This window comes from Nocardia canadensis (assembly GCF_032656385.1).
GTDB classification, from domain to species: domain Bacteria; phylum Actinomycetota; class Actinomycetes; order Mycobacteriales; family Mycobacteriaceae; genus Nocardia; species Nocardia canadensis.
In genome coordinates this window covers 1150061-1167508 of the sequence record NZ_JAVCWB010000010.1, presented here as the reverse complement: position 1 = coordinate 1167508, position 17448 = coordinate 1150061, and the positions used below count along the sequence as shown (strand labels likewise).

Genomic DNA, 17448 nt, shown 5'->3' with positions numbered 1-17448 from the left:
CCGGCTCGTCTGGCAACGTACCAGGTCGACGGTGGGGTCGCCGAGCCACCGGCGGGTGCGGCGCCACGGGCGCTGAACACGGGCGGGTGTGATGTAGTCGACACTGGCGTTTACTCGGGGGTAGGTTTTTCTCGACGGCTACCAACCACGCTGGGAGACCCGGATGAAGTTAGCCCTTTCCTCTGATGAGGTCGCCTTCCGCGACGAGCTCCGGCATTTCTACAAGACCGAGATTCCGGTCGAGATCCGTGACCGCGTCAAGTACGGCCACGAGCTGTCCCGCGACGACATCGTCACCGCGAACAAGATCCTCAACGACCACGGCCTGGCCGTGCCGAACTGGCCGGTGGCCTGGGGCGGCAAGGACTGGACGCCGATGCAGCGCCATCTGTGGCTCGACGAGATGCAGCTGGCCTCGGTCCCCGAGCCACTGACCTTCAACGCCTCGATGGTCGGCCCGGTGATCGCCCAGTTCGGGTCCGAGGAGCTCAAGCAGCGCTTCCTGCCGCCGACCGCGGCGCTCGACATCTGGTGGTGCCAGGGCTTCTCCGAGCCCGACGCCGGGTCCGACCTGGCTTCGCTGCGCACCACCGCGGTCCGCGACGGCGATTCCTACATCGTCAACGGCCAGAAGATCTGGACCACGCTCGGCCAGTACGCCGACTGGATCTTCTGCCTGGTGCGCACCGACCCGAACGCGCCCAAGAAGCAGGCGGGTATCTCCTTCCTGCTCTTCGACGTGAAATCGCCCGGTGTCACCATGCGCCCGATCAAGCTGATCGACGGCAGCTACGAGGTGAACGAGGTCTTCTTCGAAAACGTCCGGGTGCCCGCCGATCAGCTGGTCGGCGAGGAGAACCAGGGCTGGACCTACGCCAAGTTCCTGCTCGGCAACGAGCGCACCAGCATCACCGGTGTCGGCAAGACCAAGGTCAAGATCGGGCTCGCGAAAGACTATGCGCGCCAGACCAGGACCGGCCACGGCACGCTGCTCGAGGACCCGGTGTTCGCGGCCAGGGTGGCCGAGCTGGAGAACGAGCTGCTCGCCCTGGAACTCACCCAGCTGCGGGTGGTCTCCAATTCCGCCGACGGCAAACCGAATCCGGCCTCCTCGGTGCTGAAGCTGCGCGGTTCGGAGCTCCAGCAGGCGGCCACCGAACTGCTGCTCGACATCGCCGGCGCCGACGCGCTTCCGGTCGACGCCGAGGGCATCGCCTCGCCCGCCTGGGCCCAGCACACCGGCCCCGGCTATCTGAACTACCGCAAGGTCACCATCTACGGAGGCTCGAGCGAGGTCCAGCGCTCGATCGTGTCCTCCACGATCCTCGGATTGTGAGGCGCTGACATGGATCTCGAACTCACCGAAGAACAGACGATGCTGCGCGACACCGTGCGCGAACTGCTGCACCGGTTCTACGACGGCGAGGCGCTGGCGAAGGCGGGCGAGACCGACCCCGGCTGGAACCGCACGGTGTGGAAGCAGCTCGCCGATCTGGGCGTGCTCGGCCTGACCATCGACGAGGACGACGGCGGCGTCGGCGCGAGCCCGGTCGAGGTGATGCTGGTGCAGGAGGAGCTCGGTCGCGCGCTCGCCCCGGAACCGGTGCTCGACGCGGTGGTGATCCCGGCGGAGCTGCTGAAGCTGACCGGCAGCGCCGAGCAGCGTGGTCGGCTGCTGCCCGCGCTCGCCGCGGGGGAGAAGCTGCTGGCCTTCGCCCACGCCGAGCCCGGTCAGCGCTGGCCCTCGACCGAGATCACCACGGCCGCCACCGCGCAGGGCGACGGCTACACCCTGACCGGCGTCAAGAACCCGGTGCTGCGTGGCGATGTCGCCGACGAGCTGATCGTCAGCGCGGTGCTGCCCGGCGGCGGCACCGGCCTGTTCCTGGTGGACCCGGCCGGGACCGGGGTAACCAAGCGCGCCTACCGCACCTTCGACGGCAGGCGCGGCGCGCAGTTCGATTTCGACGGCGCCGCCGGTGAGCTGTTGGGCGACACCGTCGACGCGGCCGAGCAGATCGCGCTGGTGCAGGGGTACGCGCAGGCGGCGCTGTGCGCGGAATCGGTCGGGGCGATGGAGATCGCGCTGACCCTGACCACCGAGTACCTCAAGACCCGCAAGCAGTTCGGCGTCACGCTGTCGAAGTTCCAGACGCTGACCCAGCGCGCCGCCGACTGCTACGTCTCCCTCGAGCTGGCCCGCAGCATGAGCCTGTTCGCGACGGCGGCGCTGGCCGATGGCGGCAACGATCCGGTGGTGGCCTCACGGGCGCGGTTGCAGGTCGGCAAGTCGGCCGAACATATCGGGCAGGAGGCGATCCAGATGCACGGCGGCATCGGCGTCACGGCGGAGTATCCGGTGAGCCACTACGTCGCCCGGCTCACCGCGATCGGGCAGACGCTCGGTGGGGCGCTGGAACATCGGCGGATTCTGGCCGACCGGGTCGGCGGCTACGACCTGCCGGAGCTGTAGCGCGTCGACCGCGACGGTGCGTGCCCCGGTCGGGTGCGCACCGTCGCTGTGTCAGCGCTCGTCGTCGGTCGTCGTCGGGGTGGCCGTGGTGGTCGGCGCTTCGGTGGTGACCACTGGTGTCGGGGTGGCGCCGGTGTCGGCGGGGGCGACGGGCGCGACGGTGGTGGTGTTGTCGTGGGAATGCGTCGTCGGATAGTCCGGCTCGGCGGCTTCTTCGTCGTCGACTGTCGGCCGGATCCGCGGCGGGGTGGTGAGGGTCGGGATCGGCCGGGTGGTGGTGCTCGGCGTGGTCGTGTGGTCGTCGGACGTGGTCGTGGGCGGCCGCGATTCGGTGGTCGGCTCCGACGGCCTGGACTCGGTGGTCTCGCCCTCGGCGGGCGGCTCCGACGGCGAGGTCTCGGTGGAGCTGAGGCTGAACGGCTTGCGCGGCGACATATACGGGGCGATTCGCCAGGTGGGGGAGGGCGGGATCGACACCCGGGTGGTCGTCGTGGTGGTCTCGTCGGCGATCCGGGCGGGCGCGGCGGCCAGATCGGCGTTCAGCGGCGGCGGTGGAACGTAGACATCCTGCTGTCCGACACCGCAGGCACCGATGATGATCAGTCCGAGCGATACCGCGCCAACAGCGATTGCCGGACCTACGAGCTTGGTCCTGCTGTCATCCATCGCGTGCACTCCTCGTCGGCTTCGAGTCGCCTCACAGTAGTGCAGGTCGGGGCAAACAGCCTATCTTAAACATTATTGATTCAGATATCGGATTGATTTCGTCAGCGTGTCGCGGGGACGTGTCGCGCGCGATCGGCGTCGCCGAGTCGTAGCGTGTGTGAGCAAAGTTACGCATGAGACGCCCGGAACGAACCCCGACGCGCGATGTCTGCGCGAAGCAAGAATCTGATCGGCGTCATCGAGGAGAATCTGATGGGAGCTTACTCGACACCCCGGCTGGAAACCGCAGCGGCGAACAGTGATTCGGCCGCCGTGGCAAATGTTCAGCACGCACTGTCGAACCCGCCGGGCAACCGCGCTCTCGCGGTCGTCGCGCGGGTCATGGGCTGGTTGTTCTTCGTCGGCGGACTCGTCGGCGCCGGGCTCGGCATCGCCGGCCTGCATGTGGAGATCACCGTCGCAGGCCTGATCCTGGCCTGCACCGCGGGCCTCATCCTGCTGAAGCTGCGCACGGATCGTGACGCGCGCGAAAAGGACTGAGTAGCCGAAAAATCCAGCTGCGATCCGCCGATCGGCGACCTACCGTCGATGGCGTGCGTATCGACATCACCGGCGACGCCGCCCACTTCCTGGCCGACGCGGAGGAATTTCTCCGTCTAGACCCCTTGCGGCATACAGTGATCGCCACCGCTGCCGCCAACCAGCTCGGCGGCCGGGCAGGTGGCGCGGCGACGCGATTCCTGATGGTGCGCGATGACGCGTCCCGCGTCGTCGGTGTCGCCACGAGTGCCTTCGGCGGGCGGGTGTACCTCGGCGAACTGCCCGCGCACAGTATCTCGGCGGTGGCCGAGGCCTTCCTCGCCGACGAACCCGCGTTGATCAGCGTCGAAGGTGTCGCGGCCGCGGCGCAGGCCTTCGCCCGGCACTGGACGACTGTCGCCGGTGGCTCCTTCGCCGCGCTGTACTCGGCGCGGCTGTTCCGGCTCGGAATCTTGTCCGTGCCCGACGCTCCCGGCAAGCCACGTCTGGCCACGGCGGCCGATCTGCCCGTGTGCAAGGCCCTCGTAGAGGCCTTCTATGCCGAAATCGGTGACCCGCCGCGCCTGGACGAGGCGGGCATGCGGAACCGGATCGAGTCCGGTCTGTGGTGGTTGTGGGAACGCGACGGCGAACCGGTGGCGTTCGTCGCCCGGCAGACCGAGATCCTGGGCTGGGCCAGAGTCGGGCCCGTCTACACGCCACCGCAACGGCGTGGCAACGGCTTCGCCAGCGCGCTCACCGCGGCCGTCTCCGGTGTCATCCGGGCGGAGGGCGCCGACGTCTGTCTGTTCACCGATCTGGCCAACCCGACCTCGAACAAGATCTACCAGGCCATCGGCTTCGAGCCCGTGCGCGACTTCGTCCACTACACCCTGAGCGCCGCGGGCTAGGGCGCGCCGCTCAGGTCAGCGGCGCGGCCTGCCACCACGCGAGCATCTGCGCCTCGTCGGCGATGAAACCGCGGCTGTACATGAGCATCGCGGCGCGGTCCGGGTCGGCATCGAAGCGGGTGACCATGCGCGGGGACCTCGGCTGGCTGCCGTGCAGGACGAAGTTGGTGTAGCTGTGTCCGGTGTGCGTCGCGGCGCGGGCGTCGTTGGCAGGCAGCGCCGCGACCGCCTGCTTCGCCTCCTCGGCGGAGGGATAGAGGAAGAACTCGTAGGACGCCTTGTTGCCGCCGCCGAAGCAGTGCCACATGACCAGCCAGTCGCCCATGTCGGCATCGTCGTCGTCGCGGCTGGCGGAGGCGCGGTCGTAGGCGAAGCAGCCGGCGTTGCCCAGCCCCGAGCCCGCGTGCACCAGAGTGCTCGCGCTCGTCTGCGGGAGCATGCGCGGGAACTGCTCACTGAGCTGGGCGGCGTTCGCGCCGATGACCTTGCGGTCGCTGGTGGTCGGCGTGGTGCTCGACGGGCGCTGGGCGGCGGAAGTGGTGGTGGGCGCCGGGGTTTCGGTGGTCTCGACCGGCGGCGCGCTCGACGTGGTGTCGTCCGGACCGCTCAGCACGTTCACGATCATCCAGATCACCAGCCCGAGCAGGATGATCAGCGCGGCCCAGCCCACCGGCGACGCCTGCCAGCGCGACTCCCGCTTGCGGCCGAGGTAGTCGTCGGCGATCTTCGATCGAGCGCCCTCGGCACGCGGCGCACCGTCGCGCGGACGCTCGGCCGCCCCGTTCGCGGAGCCGCCCTGCCACGACCGCGGCATCCCCGATGCGGGCGATGGCTGCCCGCCCGCCCACGACGGTTGTTGCGCGCCGGGCCACGACGGCTGGGGGCTCCCCGGCGACGAAGACTGTTGCGCGCCAAGCCAGGAGGGCTGTGGGATGCCGGGCGACGAAAGCTGCTGTGCCCCCGGCCAGGACGGTTGCTGGATGCCGGGCGACGATGCCTGGTGACCGCTCGGCCACGACGGCTGCCGCAGCCCCGGTGCGGACTGCGCGCCCGACCAGGACGGGTTACCCGCTCCGGGAAGGGAATTCGGCCCGGATACCCCGTTTCCGGCGATCGGGAATCCCGGAGCCGGGGTGAACGGTGAGTTCGGTGGATACGTCCTGGTCTGCGCCGAGGTCGGGAACGGTTGTCCCGCACCGGGATCGGCCAGCGCCTGTCCGGCGGCGGCGGCGAATTCGGCGCAGGTGGCGAAGCGCTCGTCGGGCCGTTTGGCCATGCCGCGGGCGATCACCGCGTCCAAGGCCGCGGGCAGCTCGGCGCGCAGCGCGCTGGCGCGGGGCGGCGGCTGTTGCAGGTGGCCCTGGATCACCGTGACCGGGTTGCTCGCCTCGAACGGCGTGGTGCCGGTGAGCAGCCGGAACAGGGTGCAGGCCAGCGAGTACTGGTCGGCGCGACCGTCCAGCGCGATGCCGGAGAGCTGTTCGGGCGAGGCGAAAGCGAGCGTGGCGGTGAAGGTTCCGGTCTGGGTGAGCTTGGCGGCGTTGTCGTCGTGCAGGCGCGCGATGCCGAAGTCGGTGAGGTAGACGCGTTCCGCGCCGTCGACCGGCTCGATCAGGATGTTGGCCGGCTTCACGTCGCGGTGCAGCACGCTGCGGCTGTGCGCGAAGTCCAGCGCCGCGGCGGTTTCGGCGACGATGCGCACCGCCCGTGCCGGTGCGACCGGGGCGGGCAGCGAGGCCGCGTCGGCGCCGTCGATGTAGCGCATCGAGATCCACAGCTGGTTGTTCTCGACGCCGCGGTCGTAGACGGTGACGATATTGGGATGCTCGAGCTGCGCGACCAGATCGGCTTCGCGCTCGAACCTGGCCCGGATCTCGGTGTCGTCGAACAGTTCCCGGTTCAGCAGCTTCATCGCGGTGCGCCGGGGCAAGCGCGGATGCCGCGCCAGATACACCGAGCCCATGCCGCCGCGGCCGAGCAGCCGCTCGATGGTGTATCCGGCGAAGACGTCGTTCTCGTCGAGCATCGACATCAGTTGAGCGGGGCCGAACGCCACCAGCGCAGTACCTCGTCGGCCTTGCCGTAGCCGTCGGTGAACATCAGGAACTGCGCGCGATCGGGGTCACCGGTGAACTGGGTGATGATCTTGTTCCCGTTGTCGGTGTACTTGTAGTTGGTGTACTGCTTGCCGCCGTTGGTGTCCACCGACTTGGTGTTGGTCGGCAGGCCGTCGATCACCGCCTGTACGTCGGCGGCCGAGTTGTAGACGTAGATCCGGTAGAACGGATCGTCGCCCCCGCTGCCGCCGCCGTCGTAGCAGCGCCACTGCCAGGCCCAGGAACCGAAGTCGGGGTCGCCGTCGTTGGGCGAGGGCGTGTAGCTGGAGTCGGTCTCCCAGCAGGAGGCGCCGTTGTAGCCGGTGTCGCCGTCGACATTCGCGGGCACCATCCGGCCGAACTCGGCGCTGATGGCGTCGGCGTTCGGGGTGACGTGCTTGCCCACCGCCGCGCTGGTCGTCGTGGAGCCGCCGCCGCCGGAATCATCGCCGCCGACCGCGATGCCGATGCCGATCAGCAGCGCGAGCACCACGACCACGGCGACGACGATGCCGACGATCAGTCCGGTATTCGACTTCGACGGCGGTCGCGGGCCCTGCGGGTACTGGGTGAAGTTGTTCGTCGGCGGCCGCGGCGGTCCGGGCGGCGTCGGGTACTGCGGCCGGGACTGCTGGGTATAGGGGTGCTGCGTCGCGGCGCCACCGGTCAGCGGTGAGGGCGACTGGTTGGCCATCGGGCCGGCCGTCATCGGGCCGACGGTCATCGGACCGCCGGTCATCGGGCCCTGGGTGGCGGTGCCCATCGGGCCCCCGGTCATCGGGCCCTGCCCGGCAAGCGGATACGGCGACCCGGTCTGCGGGATCGCGCCGCCGGTCGTCGGGCGCGGACCACCGGTCACCGGGATCGCGCCGCCCGTGGTCGGACGCTGGCCGACGATCGGCAGCGCGGGCGCGCTCGGGTTGTTGAGCGCGGTGATCGCGGCGTTCGCGAAATCCGAACAGGAGTCGAAACGGTCGTCGGGGCGCTTGGCCATGGCCTTGGCCAGCACACCGTCGAGCGCGTAGGACAGCCCCGGCCGCACACTGCTCAGCGGCGGCGGCGGTTGCTGGAGGTGACCCTGGATGACGGCGGCCGGATTGGTGGCCGCGAACGGCCCCGACCCGGTGAACAGCCAGAACAGCGTGCAGGCCAGCGAGTACTGGTCGGAGCGGTGATCCAGTGAGGCGCCGGTCAGCTGCTCGGGGGAGGCGTAGGCCAGGGTCGCGGTGAAGGTGCCGGTCTGGGTGAGATGACCGGTGTCGTCACGCAGCCGGGCGATGCCGAAGTCGGTGAGGTAGACCCGTTCGCCGCGGCCCGCGCCGGAGCGGGCGAGCAGGATGTTGGCCGGTTTCACGTCCCGGTGCAGCACGCCCATGCCGTGCGCGTAGTCCAGGGCGTCGGCGGTCTCCTTGACGATCTGCAGCGCGCGGGCGGGCGGCAGCGTCTGCGGGTCCACCGAGGCGGCGTCGATGCCGTCGATGAACTGCATCGAGATCCACAGCTGTTCGTCGTCGAGTCCGCGGTCGTAGACGGTGACGATGTTCGGGTGATCCAGGCGCGAGACCAGATCCGCCTCCCGTTCGAATCGCGCCCGCACCTCCTGATCGAAGAACATCTCGCGGTTGAGCAACTTCAGCGCCGTCATCCGCGGCAGGCGCGGGTGCTTGGCCAGATAGACCGAACCCATGCCACCACGGCCGAGCTGCCGTTCGATGACGTAGCCGGCGAAGACATCTCCGTTGGCCAGCATGTCTGCTCCACTTCCCGCCGTGCGCCGGGACCCACCAGCGCACGCGCGTACAGCAAGAAAGCCGCGGCCGGGTGGCCCGCCACGGAAAATTCAACGAAACCTTAGCAGTCGGTGACCGCGCGGACGGTGGCCAGCGAAGCGACCGACCAGGATGCCCCGATCACGGTGGTCGCCGTGATCGGGGCGGCACGATATAGCCGGGATGGTTACGGCCGCCGGGGAAATCGATGGTGCCCGGCCGCTGGTTGCCGCGCCGCGGGGGAACGACGGTGCCGCCGGTCGCCGGGTGCGGTGTGGGCGGATACGGAGGGGCGGGCGGCGACGGTGGCGGCGCCTGGGGATGCGGCTGGGCCGGCGTCGTCGGCGAAGCGTGCGGATACGGCCGCGGCGGCGTGGCCGGTCGTGAATAGGGCTGCTGTGGATACTGTTCGCGAGCGCGCAGCACCACCCCGGTCGCGGTCTGCTGATGCTGTTGGTGCTGCCATGGGCCGGGGACCGCGTACAGCGCGGCCCTGGCGGCCTGGGCGAACTCCGCGCAGCTGTCGTAACGCGCACCCGGCTGTTTCGCGGTGGCTCTGGCCAGCACGGTGTCCAGGGTCGACGGCAGGTCGGGACGCAGGCTGCGCAGCGGCGGCACCGGCTTGCTCATGTGCGCCTGGATCACCGCCGCCGGGTTGGGGCCCGGGAACGGCACGGTTCCGGTCAGCATCCAGAACAGCGTGCAGGCCAGCGAGTACTGGTCGGCGCGGTGATCCAGCGGTGCCCCGGCGAGATGTTCCGGCGCCGCGTAGGCCAGGGTGGCGGTGATGCTGCCCGCCGAGGACAGCGTCGTCTCGCTGTCGCGCACGGCCGCGATCCCGAAGTCGGTGAGCACCACCCGTTCCGGGCGCCCGATCGGCGGCTTGGCGAGCAGGATGTTGGCCGGTTTCACGTCCCGGTGCAGGACACCGCTCGCGTGCGCGAAATCCAGCGCCGTCGCGGTCTCGGCGGCGATCTGTACGGCGCGGCCCGGCGTCAGCACGTTGACATCGGCGGTCGCCACGTCGGTCCCCGCCACGAACTGCATGGAGATCCACAGCTGGTCGTCGTCGTTGCCGCGGTCGTAGACGTTGACGATGTTCGGGTGCTCGAGCTGGGCCACCAGGTCGGCTTCGCGCTCGAAGCGGTGGCGGATCTCGTCGTCGGCGGACAGGTCGCGGCTGAGCAGCTTGAGCGCGGTGAGCCGGGGCAGACGGGGGTGCCGGGCCAGGTAGACCACGCCCATGCCGCCGTGGCCGAGCACGCGCCGGATCGTGTACCCGGCGAACACGTCGCCTTTGCGCAACACCGCGAAGTCACCCCCTCCAGGGCAGAGCACCCGTCGAAATTCTACCGATGTATCTCCTGACGCCCCCGCTTCGCAACATCCGCCGATGCTGTCGGTGCCGCGGATTAGGGTGGCGTCATGCGCATTGGAGCACACGTTCGCGACGAGAGCGATCCGATCGGCTTCGGCGAGAAGCTCGGCGCCGAGGTCATCCAGCTGTTCGTGGTCGATCCGCAGAGCTGGGACAAACCGCAGCCGCACCCCAAGGCCGCCGAGATCCTGGCCAGCCCGATCGACGTCGTCGTGCACTCGTCCTATCAGATCAATGTGGCCAGCCTGAACAACCGGCTGCGGATGCCCTCGCGCAACGCGGTCGCCCAGCAGGCGAAGGCCGCCGCCGACCTCGGCGCGTTCGGCCTGGTCGTGCACGGCGGGCATGTGCGCTCCGACACCGAGCTCGACACCGGAATCGATAACTGGCGCAAGCTGTTCGAACGTCAGCAGGACAAGGGCGGCTTCGCGGTGCCGATCCTGATCGAGAACACCGCGGGCGGCAATCACGCGATGGCCAGGCACTTCGACTCCATCGCGCGGCTGTGGGACGCGGTCGGCGACTACGGCGCCGGCTTCTGCCTCGACACCTGCCACGCCTGGGCAGGCGGCGAGGAACTGGTGGGTGTCGTCGAGCGGATCAAGGCCATCACCGGGCGCATCGACCTGGTCCACCTCAACTCCTCGCGGGACGAGTTCGACTCCGGCGCCGACCGCCACGCCAACTTCGCCGACGGCACCATCGACCCGCAGCTGCTGGCCGAGGTCTGCCGCACGGCGGGCGCCCCGGTCATCCTGGAGACCCCGGCCGAGGGCGTCGCCGAAGACCTCGCCTACCTGCGGGAGAACCTGGGCTGACGGTTCCGATCACCCGGAGGGAAAACCTGTCTGTCGAACGGATTTCGCGGTGTGCTTGACGCCTACCAACCGTTCCACAAGACAGAGGTGATCTCCCATGACGGTCGACCACGCCACCCCCGCCACCCTGACGGTGACCAAGCTCGGCGCCCACATCGGCGCCCAGGTGGACGGCGTCCGTCTGGGGGGTGACCTGGACGCGGCGACCGTCGCGACCATCCGCCGCGCGCTCAACGAGCACAAGGTCATCTTCTTCCGCGGCCAGCAGCACCTCACCGAGGACGGCCAGCACGAGTTCGCGCAGCTGCTCGGCAGCCCGACGACCCCGCACCCGACGGTGACCTCGCAGGGCGTCAAGAGCCTGGCCATCGACTCCGAGACCGGCCGCGCGAACTCCTGGCACACCGATGTCACCTTCGTCGACCGCATCCCGAAGGCGTCCATCCTGCGCGCGGAGTACCTACCGACCTACGGTGGCTCGACCACCTGGGCTTCCACCGTCGCCGCCTACGACTCGCTGCCCGAACCGCTGAAGCTGCTCGCCGAGAACCTGCGCGCCGTGCACACCAACGTCTACGACTACGCCGCCCGCAATGTCGAGCCGCTGCGTCCGAAGAGCGCGGAGTACCGCGCGGAGTTCCAGTCCACCTACTACGAGACCGAGCACCCGGTCGTACGCGTGCACCCGGAGACCGGCGAGCGCGCGCTGCTGCTCGGCCACTTCGTGAAGAACTTCGTCGGCCTGTCCACCAGCGAGTCGCAGGCGCTGTTCCGCCTGTTCCAGGACCGCGTCACCCGCCTGGAGAACACCACCCGCTGGACCTGGTCCGACGGCGACGTCGCCATCTGGGACAACCGCGCCACCCAGCACTACGCCATCGACGACTACGACAGCCAGCCCCGCCGCCTGACCCGCATCACCCTCGCCGGTGACATCCCGGTCGGCGTCGACGGCCGGACCAGCACCGTCATCGAGGGCAACGCCGAGCACTACTCCGTCGTCGAGGAGGTGACCCGGCTCGCGAGCTGAGTCGGAGCGGCTGCCGCCCGTGCGGGTCCGGGCGGCACGCTAGAGTCTCGGGGTGGCGGAAAAGTCTATTCGGCCGTTGGACGGAGTGCGCGTCCTGGAACTCGGCAACTACGTGGCCGCTCCCACCGCCGGACGTATTCTGGGCGACTTCGGCGCCGAGGTGATCAAGGTGGAACGCCCGGGCACGGGCGACGAGTTACGCAACTGGCGGCTCTACGGTGGCGACACCTCCATGCTGTATCGCACGGTCAACCGCAACAAGAAGTCGATCGTGCTGGACCTGCGCACCGATGCGGGCCGGGCGATCGTGCTCGATCTGCTGCGGCACTGTGACGTGCTGTTGGAGAACTTCCGGCCCGGCATGCTGGAGAAATGGGGCCTCGGCCCCGAGGTGCTCGAGGAGGTGAACCCGAAGCTGGTCATCACCCGCATCTCCGCCTACGGCCAGACCGGCCCGATGGCCGCGCGTCCGGGATTCGCCGCGGTCGCCGAGGCCGTGGGCGGCCTGCGCGAACTCGTCGGCGACCCGGACCGCCCGCCGGTGCGGGTCGGCGTGTCGATCGGCGACTCGATCGCGGGCATCTACGCCGCGTTCGGCACCGTGATGGCGCTGTTCCAGCGCGAGCGGGTCAGCGGTGAGGTGCCGCAGCGGGAGCGGATCATCGACGTCGCGCTCAACGAGTCGATCCTGTCGGTGATGGAATCGCTGGTCCCCGACCACCTCGCCTACGGCATCAACCGGGAGCGGGTCGGCGGCCGGATGGAAGGCATCGCGCCCAGCAACGCCTATCCGACCAGCGACGGCTACAGCATCATCATCGGCGGCAACGGCGACGCCATCTTCCAGCGCTACATGCAGGTCATCGGCCGTCCCGACCTGGCCGCCGACCCCGAACTGGCCGACAACGCCGGGCGCTGGCGCCACCGGGAACGTCTCGACGCCTCGATCGCGCAGTGGTCGATCGAGCACACCCGTGACGAGGCGCTGAAGATCCTCGACGACGCGGCCATCCCGTGCGGCCCGATCTACACCGCCGCCGACATCGTGGCCGACGAGCAGTACCGCGCACGCAATATGATCCAGTCGTTCCCCGTCGACGTGGGCGAGCCGCAACCCAAACAGGTCGGGTTCCCCGGCATCGTCCCGGTGATCGGGGGACAGTCGCTGCCGATTCGCAATGTCGGCCCCGACCTCGGTGAACACACCGCCCAGGTGCTCGGCGAGCTGCTCGGGATGACGCAAGACGAGATCGACGCGCTGGAGGCATCGTGAGCAGGCGAGTACACGGCAGACGCCGCCCACCGGTGCGCAGCAAGTGGGAACAGCGCGGTCCCGGCCACGTGCGCCCGACCGTGCATCCGACCCCGGCCAGTGTCGGCGACAAGCCGTGCGGCGGGGTGATGTGCGTGCCCGTTCAGGAACCGGACCAGCGGCGATGACCGCGCCGCTGCTGCGTGATGTCACCCTGCGTGACGGCTTGCAGCTCACCGGCAAGGTGCTGCCGACCGACCAGAAGATCGACGTCGTCCGGCGGCTGCTGGCCGCGGGCGTGCCCGCGCTGGAGATCGGCTCGATGGCCCGGCCGGACCTGGTGCCGCCGATGGCCAACTCGCTCGAGCTGATCGCCGCGCTGACCCCCGACGAGCTGGCGAAATGCTGGGTCTGGGTGGCCACCCCGCGCCACATCGAGAAGGCGGCGGAGGCGGGCGCGCGCAATTTCCAGTACTGCTTCTCGGCGTCGGACGCCCACAACAAGGCCAATATCGGCCGCGACACCGAGGCCTCGGTGGCCGCGATGCCCGACGCGATCCGGCTGGCGCGCGAGGCGGGCGGTGCGATCCAGCTGTGCCTGGCCACCAGCTTCACCTGTCCGTTCGACGGCCCTGTCGACCCCGAACGGGTGCTGGGCATCGCCCGTGACCCGCGCACCGAGGGCGCCGCCGACATCGTCCTGGCCGACACCCTCGGCCAGGCGCACCCCGGCCAGGTGAGCGCGCTGGTCGCGGCCGTCCGCGACACCACCCCGGCGCGCCGCATCGTCTTCCACGGCCATGACACCTGGGGAATGGGCGTGGCCAACACCCTCGCCGCCGTCGCGGCGGGCGCCACCATGGTCGACGGCGCGCTCGGCGGCCTGGGCGGCTGCCCGTTCGCGCCCGGCGCGAGCGGCAACACCGCCTCCGAGGACATCCTGTTCGCCACCCGCCCCGACTGGTTCACCCCGGACGCGCTGGCGAGCCTGGTCGGCCTCACCGAGGAGCTGCTCGCCGACCTCGGCGAACCCAATCGCTCCCGCGCCGCCGAAGGCGCGCGCTCGGCGGCCGCGGCGTTCGAGTGGGTCATCCGGTAGGTATCGGGGGGATCCCGGATGGCGCGGTTCCCGGCGGACAGACAGACTGGACACCATGACTTCGCACGCCATGGGCACCGAGGCCGTCGACGCGGCGGCCGACACCGAGATCGCGGCCGCCGCACAAGACCTGGTCAAGCTGTACGGATCGGGAGACACCCAGGTCAAGGCCCTCGACGGGGTGTCGGCGAACTTCGCCAAGGGCGAGTTCACCGCGATCATGGGCCCCTCCGGCTCGGGCAAGTCCACGCTGATGCACTGCCTGGCCGGGCTCGACAGCGCCAGCGCGGGCGAGGTCCGCATCGGTGACACCGCGCTGACCGGGCTGTCGGACAAACAGATGACCGCCCTGCGCCGCGACCGCATCGGTTTCGTCTTCCAGGCGTTCAACCTGGTGCCCACGCTGACGGCGCTGGAGAACATCACCCTGCCGCTCGATATCGCGGGCCGCAAGGTCGACCAGGAATGGCTCGACACCGTCGTCAAGCGCCTCGGCCTCGGCGACCGCCTCGATCACCGGCCCTCCGAGCTGTCCGGTGGCCAGCAGCAGCGCGTCGCGTGCGCCCGCGCCCTGGTCGGCAAGCCGGAGATCATCTTCGGTGACGAGCCGACCGGCAACCTGGACTCGCACTCCTCCGGTGAGGTGCTCTCGATCCTGCGCGCCTCGGTCGACGAGTTCGGCCAGACCGTCGTCATCGTCACCCACGATCCGCGCGCGGCCGCCTACGCCGATCGCGTGGTCTTCCTCGCCGACGGCCGCATCGTCGACGAACTGCGCGACCCGACCCAGGATTCCATCCTCGACCGGATGAAGGCGCTGGAGACCAAGTGAGCAGCAACCCGATGCGCAAGGTCGCCTTGCGCAATCTCGCCGCGCACAAGGTGCGCCTGGCCCTGACCCTGCTGTCGGTGGTGCTCGGCACCGCCTTCATCTCGGGGTCGTTCGTCTTCACCGACACCCTGCAGCGCACCTTCGACGGCATCTTCGAGGGCCAGGCCCAGGGTGTCGACGTGCGCGTCGGCCCCAAGGACCAGCAGTCGCTGGGCCTGCCGACCAATATCGTGGACGCGCTGGCCAAGACCGAGGGCGTCGCCCGGGTCGCGCCCGCCGTCAACGGCCCGGTGGTGCTGCTCGAACCCGACGGCAAGAAGGCCGTACAGACCGGTGGCGCACCGAGTTTCGGCCTGTCCTACCTGCCGCCGGAACAGTCGGTCGAGGAGCCCAACACGTTCGTCGCCGGCGCGCCGCCCACGCAGTCGGGCGAGATCGCGCTCAACACCAGCGGCGCCGAGAAGGCGGGGCTGAAGGTCGGCGACAAGACCAAGGTGCTCATCCCGTCCAAGGGCGACCCGTTCGAGGTGACTCTGACCGGCATCTACGAGATGCCCGGCACCGAGGGCGGCGGTGTGGTCGCGGTGATGTTCACCGAGCCGCAGGGCCGCAAGCTGTTCACCGACGGCTCGCACGTCGCCTACGCCGATATCGCGGCGGCGCCGGGTGTCTCGGCCGACGACCTGCGCGACCAGCTCGCCGCCGGGCTGCCCAACTACAAGGTGCAGAACGCCGACGAGGTCCGCGAGGACATGAAGAAGCAGATCTCCGAGGCGCTCACCTTCATCAACTACTTCCTGCTCGCCTTCGGCGCGATCGCGCTGATCGTCGGCACGTTCATCATCTACAACACCTTCTCGATGATCGTCGCCCAGCGGCTGCGCGAACTGGCGCTGCTGCGGGCGATCGGCGCGAGCCGCAGGCAGGTGGGTCGCTCGGTGGTCAGCGAGGCCGTCGTGATCGGCCTGATCGGCAGCGTGCTCGGCCTGCTCGCGGGCATCGGGTTGGCCTTCGGCCTGTCGGCGCTGCTCAACGCCTTCGATCTGGGTCTGCCCACCGGGTCGTTGACGGTGCTGCCGCGCACCGCGATCGTGGCGCTGCTGGTCGGCCTGATCGTCACCGTCGCCAGTGCCTACGCCCCGGCCCGGCGGGCCGCGAAGGTGCCGCCGGTGGAGGCGATGCGGTCCGAATTCGCCAGTGCCGGTGACTCGTTGCGGATCCGCACCGTCGTCGGCGCGGTGATGGCGGTCGTCGGCGGGGTGCTGGTCTACGTCGGCGCCCAGGGCACCGGTAAGGGCTCGGCGGTGACCGTCGGCATCGGCGCGCTCGGCCTGATCCTGGCCGTGCTGCTGGCCGCGCCCGCGCTGTCGCGGCCGATGGTGCTCGTGCTCGGCGTGCTCACCCGCCCGTTCGGCGCGATCGGCCAGATGGCCCGCAACAACGCCGTGCGCAACCCGCGCCGCACCGCCGCCACCGCGTTCGCGCTGACGCTGGGCCTGATGCTGGTCTCGGCGATCGGCATTCTCGGCGCCTCGGCCAAGACCAGCGTCGGCGTACTGATCGACAAGGGCGTCAAGGCCGAATACGTGCTCGCCGGTCCGCAGATGATCGGTGCGCCGATCGGCGCGGTCGACGCGGTGCGCACCCAGGTGCCCGGCATCAGCGATGTCACCGGGATCCGGGTGGTCGCCTTCAAGGTCGGCAAGGAACAGATCGGCGCCACCTCCCCCGACGGCCCGATCGACCCGGTGATGGACATCGACGTGCTCAGCGGGTCCACCACGATCGCCCCGAACGGGCTGCTCGTCGACGAGACCGAGGCCACCGAGCGCGGCTGGAAGGTCGGCGACAAGGTCGGCATCACCAGCCTGGACAACAAGCAGCTCGAGCTCACCGTGGGCGGTATCTACGCCAACTCGCCGCTGCTGGGCCCGATGGTCGTCGACCCCGGCGTCTACGAACAGCTGATGCCGCAGAGCCTGCGCACCAACATCTTCGTACTGGTGAAGGCGGCGCCCGGCAGCGATCTCACCGCCATGCGGACGAATCTGGAGAAGGCCACCGAGCCGTTCGTCGTGGTGCAGGTGCAAGACCACGAGCAGTTCAAGGGCGCCCAGGGCAAGCAGATCAACACCCTGCTGGCCATCCTCTACGGCCTGCTCGCCCTGGCGGTGGTGATCGCGGTGCTCGGCATCATCAACACCCTGGCCCTGTCGGTGGTGGAGCGCCGCCGCGAAATCGGCACGCTCCGCGCCGTCGGCACCCAGCGTGCCCAGGTCCGTCGCACGATCTACCTGGAATCCATGCTGATCGCGATCTTCGGCGCCATCGTCGGCCTCGTCCTCGGCATCGCCCTGGGCGTCGGCTTCCTGCGCACCCTGCGCGACCTGGGCATCGACCAGATCACCATCCCGTGGTCCCAGCTGGTCACCGTCCTGATCGCCTCCGGCATCGTCGGCGTCCTGGCCGCCGTCTGGCCCGGCGTCCGCGCGGCCCGCACACCCCCACTGGCCGCCATCGCGGACTTGTAGATTCTCGAACGGGCTCGCCGGTGACACCGTCGCCGACGAGCCCGTTCGCGATCTGTCCGGCGCAGGTGGTCACA

The 17448-nt window shown here is 69.7% G+C and carries 15 protein-coding genes; 11 read left to right on the top strand and 4 right to left on the bottom strand.

Features of this window, described 5'->3' with window-relative positions; all coding sequences use genetic code 11:
- Nucleotides 1-163 precede the first annotated feature (163 nt).
- Complete coding sequence (locus Q7X29_RS28640; RefSeq protein ID WP_218716239.1) at nt 164-1336, top strand: acyl-CoA dehydrogenase family protein; 1173 nt, start codon at nt 164-166, stop codon at nt 1334-1336.
- A 9-nt stretch (nt 1337-1345) separates the two neighbouring features.
- Nucleotides 1346-2473: an acyl-CoA dehydrogenase family protein gene (locus tag Q7X29_RS28635; protein ID WP_218716240.1), complete on the top strand. Its 1128-nt coding sequence runs from the start codon at nt 1346-1348 to the stop codon at nt 2471-2473.
- 51 nt (nt 2474-2524) lie between these two features.
- Here Q7X29_RS28635 and Q7X29_RS28630 read toward each other — a convergent pair whose 3' ends face one another.
- Nucleotides 2525-3139, bottom strand: coding sequence for a hypothetical protein (locus tag Q7X29_RS28630; protein ID WP_218716241.1), 615 nt, complete (start codon nt 3137-3139; stop codon nt 2525-2527).
- 204 nt (nt 3140-3343) lie between these two features.
- Here Q7X29_RS28630 and Q7X29_RS28625 point away from each other — a divergent pair, with 204 nt between their 5' ends.
- Together Q7X29_RS28625 and Q7X29_RS28620 are read left to right on the top strand one after the other, a co-directional pair.
- Nucleotides 3344-3679, top strand: a complete 336-nt coding sequence (locus tag Q7X29_RS28625; RefSeq protein ID WP_218716256.1) for a hypothetical protein — start codon at nt 3344-3346, stop codon at nt 3677-3679.
- A 53-nt stretch (nt 3680-3732) separates the two neighbouring features.
- Nucleotides 3733-4569 carry a GNAT family N-acetyltransferase gene (locus Q7X29_RS28620; RefSeq protein WP_316575916.1) on the top strand — a complete coding sequence of 279 codons (837 nt, stop codon included), beginning with the start codon at nt 3733-3735 and terminating at the stop codon, nt 4567-4569.
- A 10-nt stretch (nt 4570-4579) separates the two neighbouring features.
- Here the strand turns inward: Q7X29_RS28620 and Q7X29_RS28615 are convergent, their stop codons facing one another.
- From Q7X29_RS28615 to Q7X29_RS28605, 3 genes are all read right to left on the bottom strand, one after another.
- Nucleotides 4580-6625 carry a serine/threonine-protein kinase gene (locus Q7X29_RS28615; RefSeq protein WP_394358745.1) on the bottom strand — a complete coding sequence of 682 codons (2046 nt, stop codon included), beginning with the start codon at nt 6623-6625 and terminating at the stop codon, nt 4580-4582.
- Nucleotides 6601-8415, bottom strand: a complete 1815-nt coding sequence (locus Q7X29_RS28610) for a serine/threonine protein kinase (protein ID WP_218716243.1) — start codon at nt 8413-8415, stop codon at nt 6601-6603. Before Q7X29_RS28610 ends, Q7X29_RS28615 begins: the two co-directional genes overlap by 25 nt.
- Before the next feature lie 160 nt (nt 8416-8575).
- On the bottom strand, nt 8576-9772 hold the full coding sequence (locus tag Q7X29_RS28605) for a serine/threonine-protein kinase (protein WP_308248343.1): 1197 nt from the start codon (nt 9770-9772) through the stop codon (nt 8576-8578).
- Nucleotides 9773-9859: 87 nt separating this feature from the next.
- On the opposite strand from Q7X29_RS28605, the gene Q7X29_RS28600 reads away from it, so the two are divergent.
- The 7 genes from Q7X29_RS28600 (at nt 9860) to Q7X29_RS28570 (ending at nt 17374) form a co-directional block, all read left to right on the top strand.
- Nucleotides 9860-10630, top strand: coding sequence for a deoxyribonuclease IV (locus tag Q7X29_RS28600; RefSeq protein WP_316575915.1), 771 nt, complete (start codon nt 9860-9862; stop codon nt 10628-10630).
- A gap of 97 nt (nt 10631-10727) precedes the next feature.
- Nucleotides 10728-11660, top strand: coding sequence for a TauD/TfdA dioxygenase family protein (locus Q7X29_RS28595; RefSeq protein ID WP_218716245.1), 933 nt, complete (start codon nt 10728-10730; stop codon nt 11658-11660).
- A 52-nt stretch (nt 11661-11712) separates the two neighbouring features.
- Nucleotides 11713-12933 carry a CaiB/BaiF CoA transferase family protein gene (locus Q7X29_RS28590; RefSeq protein WP_218716246.1) on the top strand — a complete coding sequence of 407 codons (1221 nt, stop codon included), beginning with the start codon at nt 11713-11715 and terminating at the stop codon, nt 12931-12933.
- Nucleotides 12930-13100, top strand: a complete 171-nt coding sequence (locus Q7X29_RS28585; RefSeq protein WP_218716247.1) for a hypothetical protein — start codon at nt 12930-12932, stop codon at nt 13098-13100. The genes Q7X29_RS28590 and Q7X29_RS28585 overlap by 4 nt, the downstream gene beginning before the upstream one ends.
- The gene (locus Q7X29_RS28580) at nt 13097-14011 is read left to right on the top strand and encodes a hydroxymethylglutaryl-CoA lyase (protein ID WP_218716248.1); all 915 of its coding nucleotides are present in this window, start codon (nt 13097-13099) and stop codon (nt 14009-14011) included. The genes Q7X29_RS28585 and Q7X29_RS28580 overlap by 4 nt, the downstream gene beginning before the upstream one ends.
- Before the next feature lie 55 nt (nt 14012-14066).
- A complete protein-coding gene (locus tag Q7X29_RS28575) occupies nt 14067-14843 on the top strand; it encodes an ABC transporter ATP-binding protein (protein ID WP_218716249.1) in 777 nt (258 codons plus the stop codon).
- 11 nt (nt 14844-14854) lie between these two features.
- On the top strand, nt 14855-17374 hold the full coding sequence (locus Q7X29_RS28570; protein ID WP_316576360.1) for an ABC transporter permease: 2520 nt from the start codon (nt 14855-14857) through the stop codon (nt 17372-17374).
- The last annotated feature ends 74 nt before the right edge of the window (nt 17375-17448 follow it).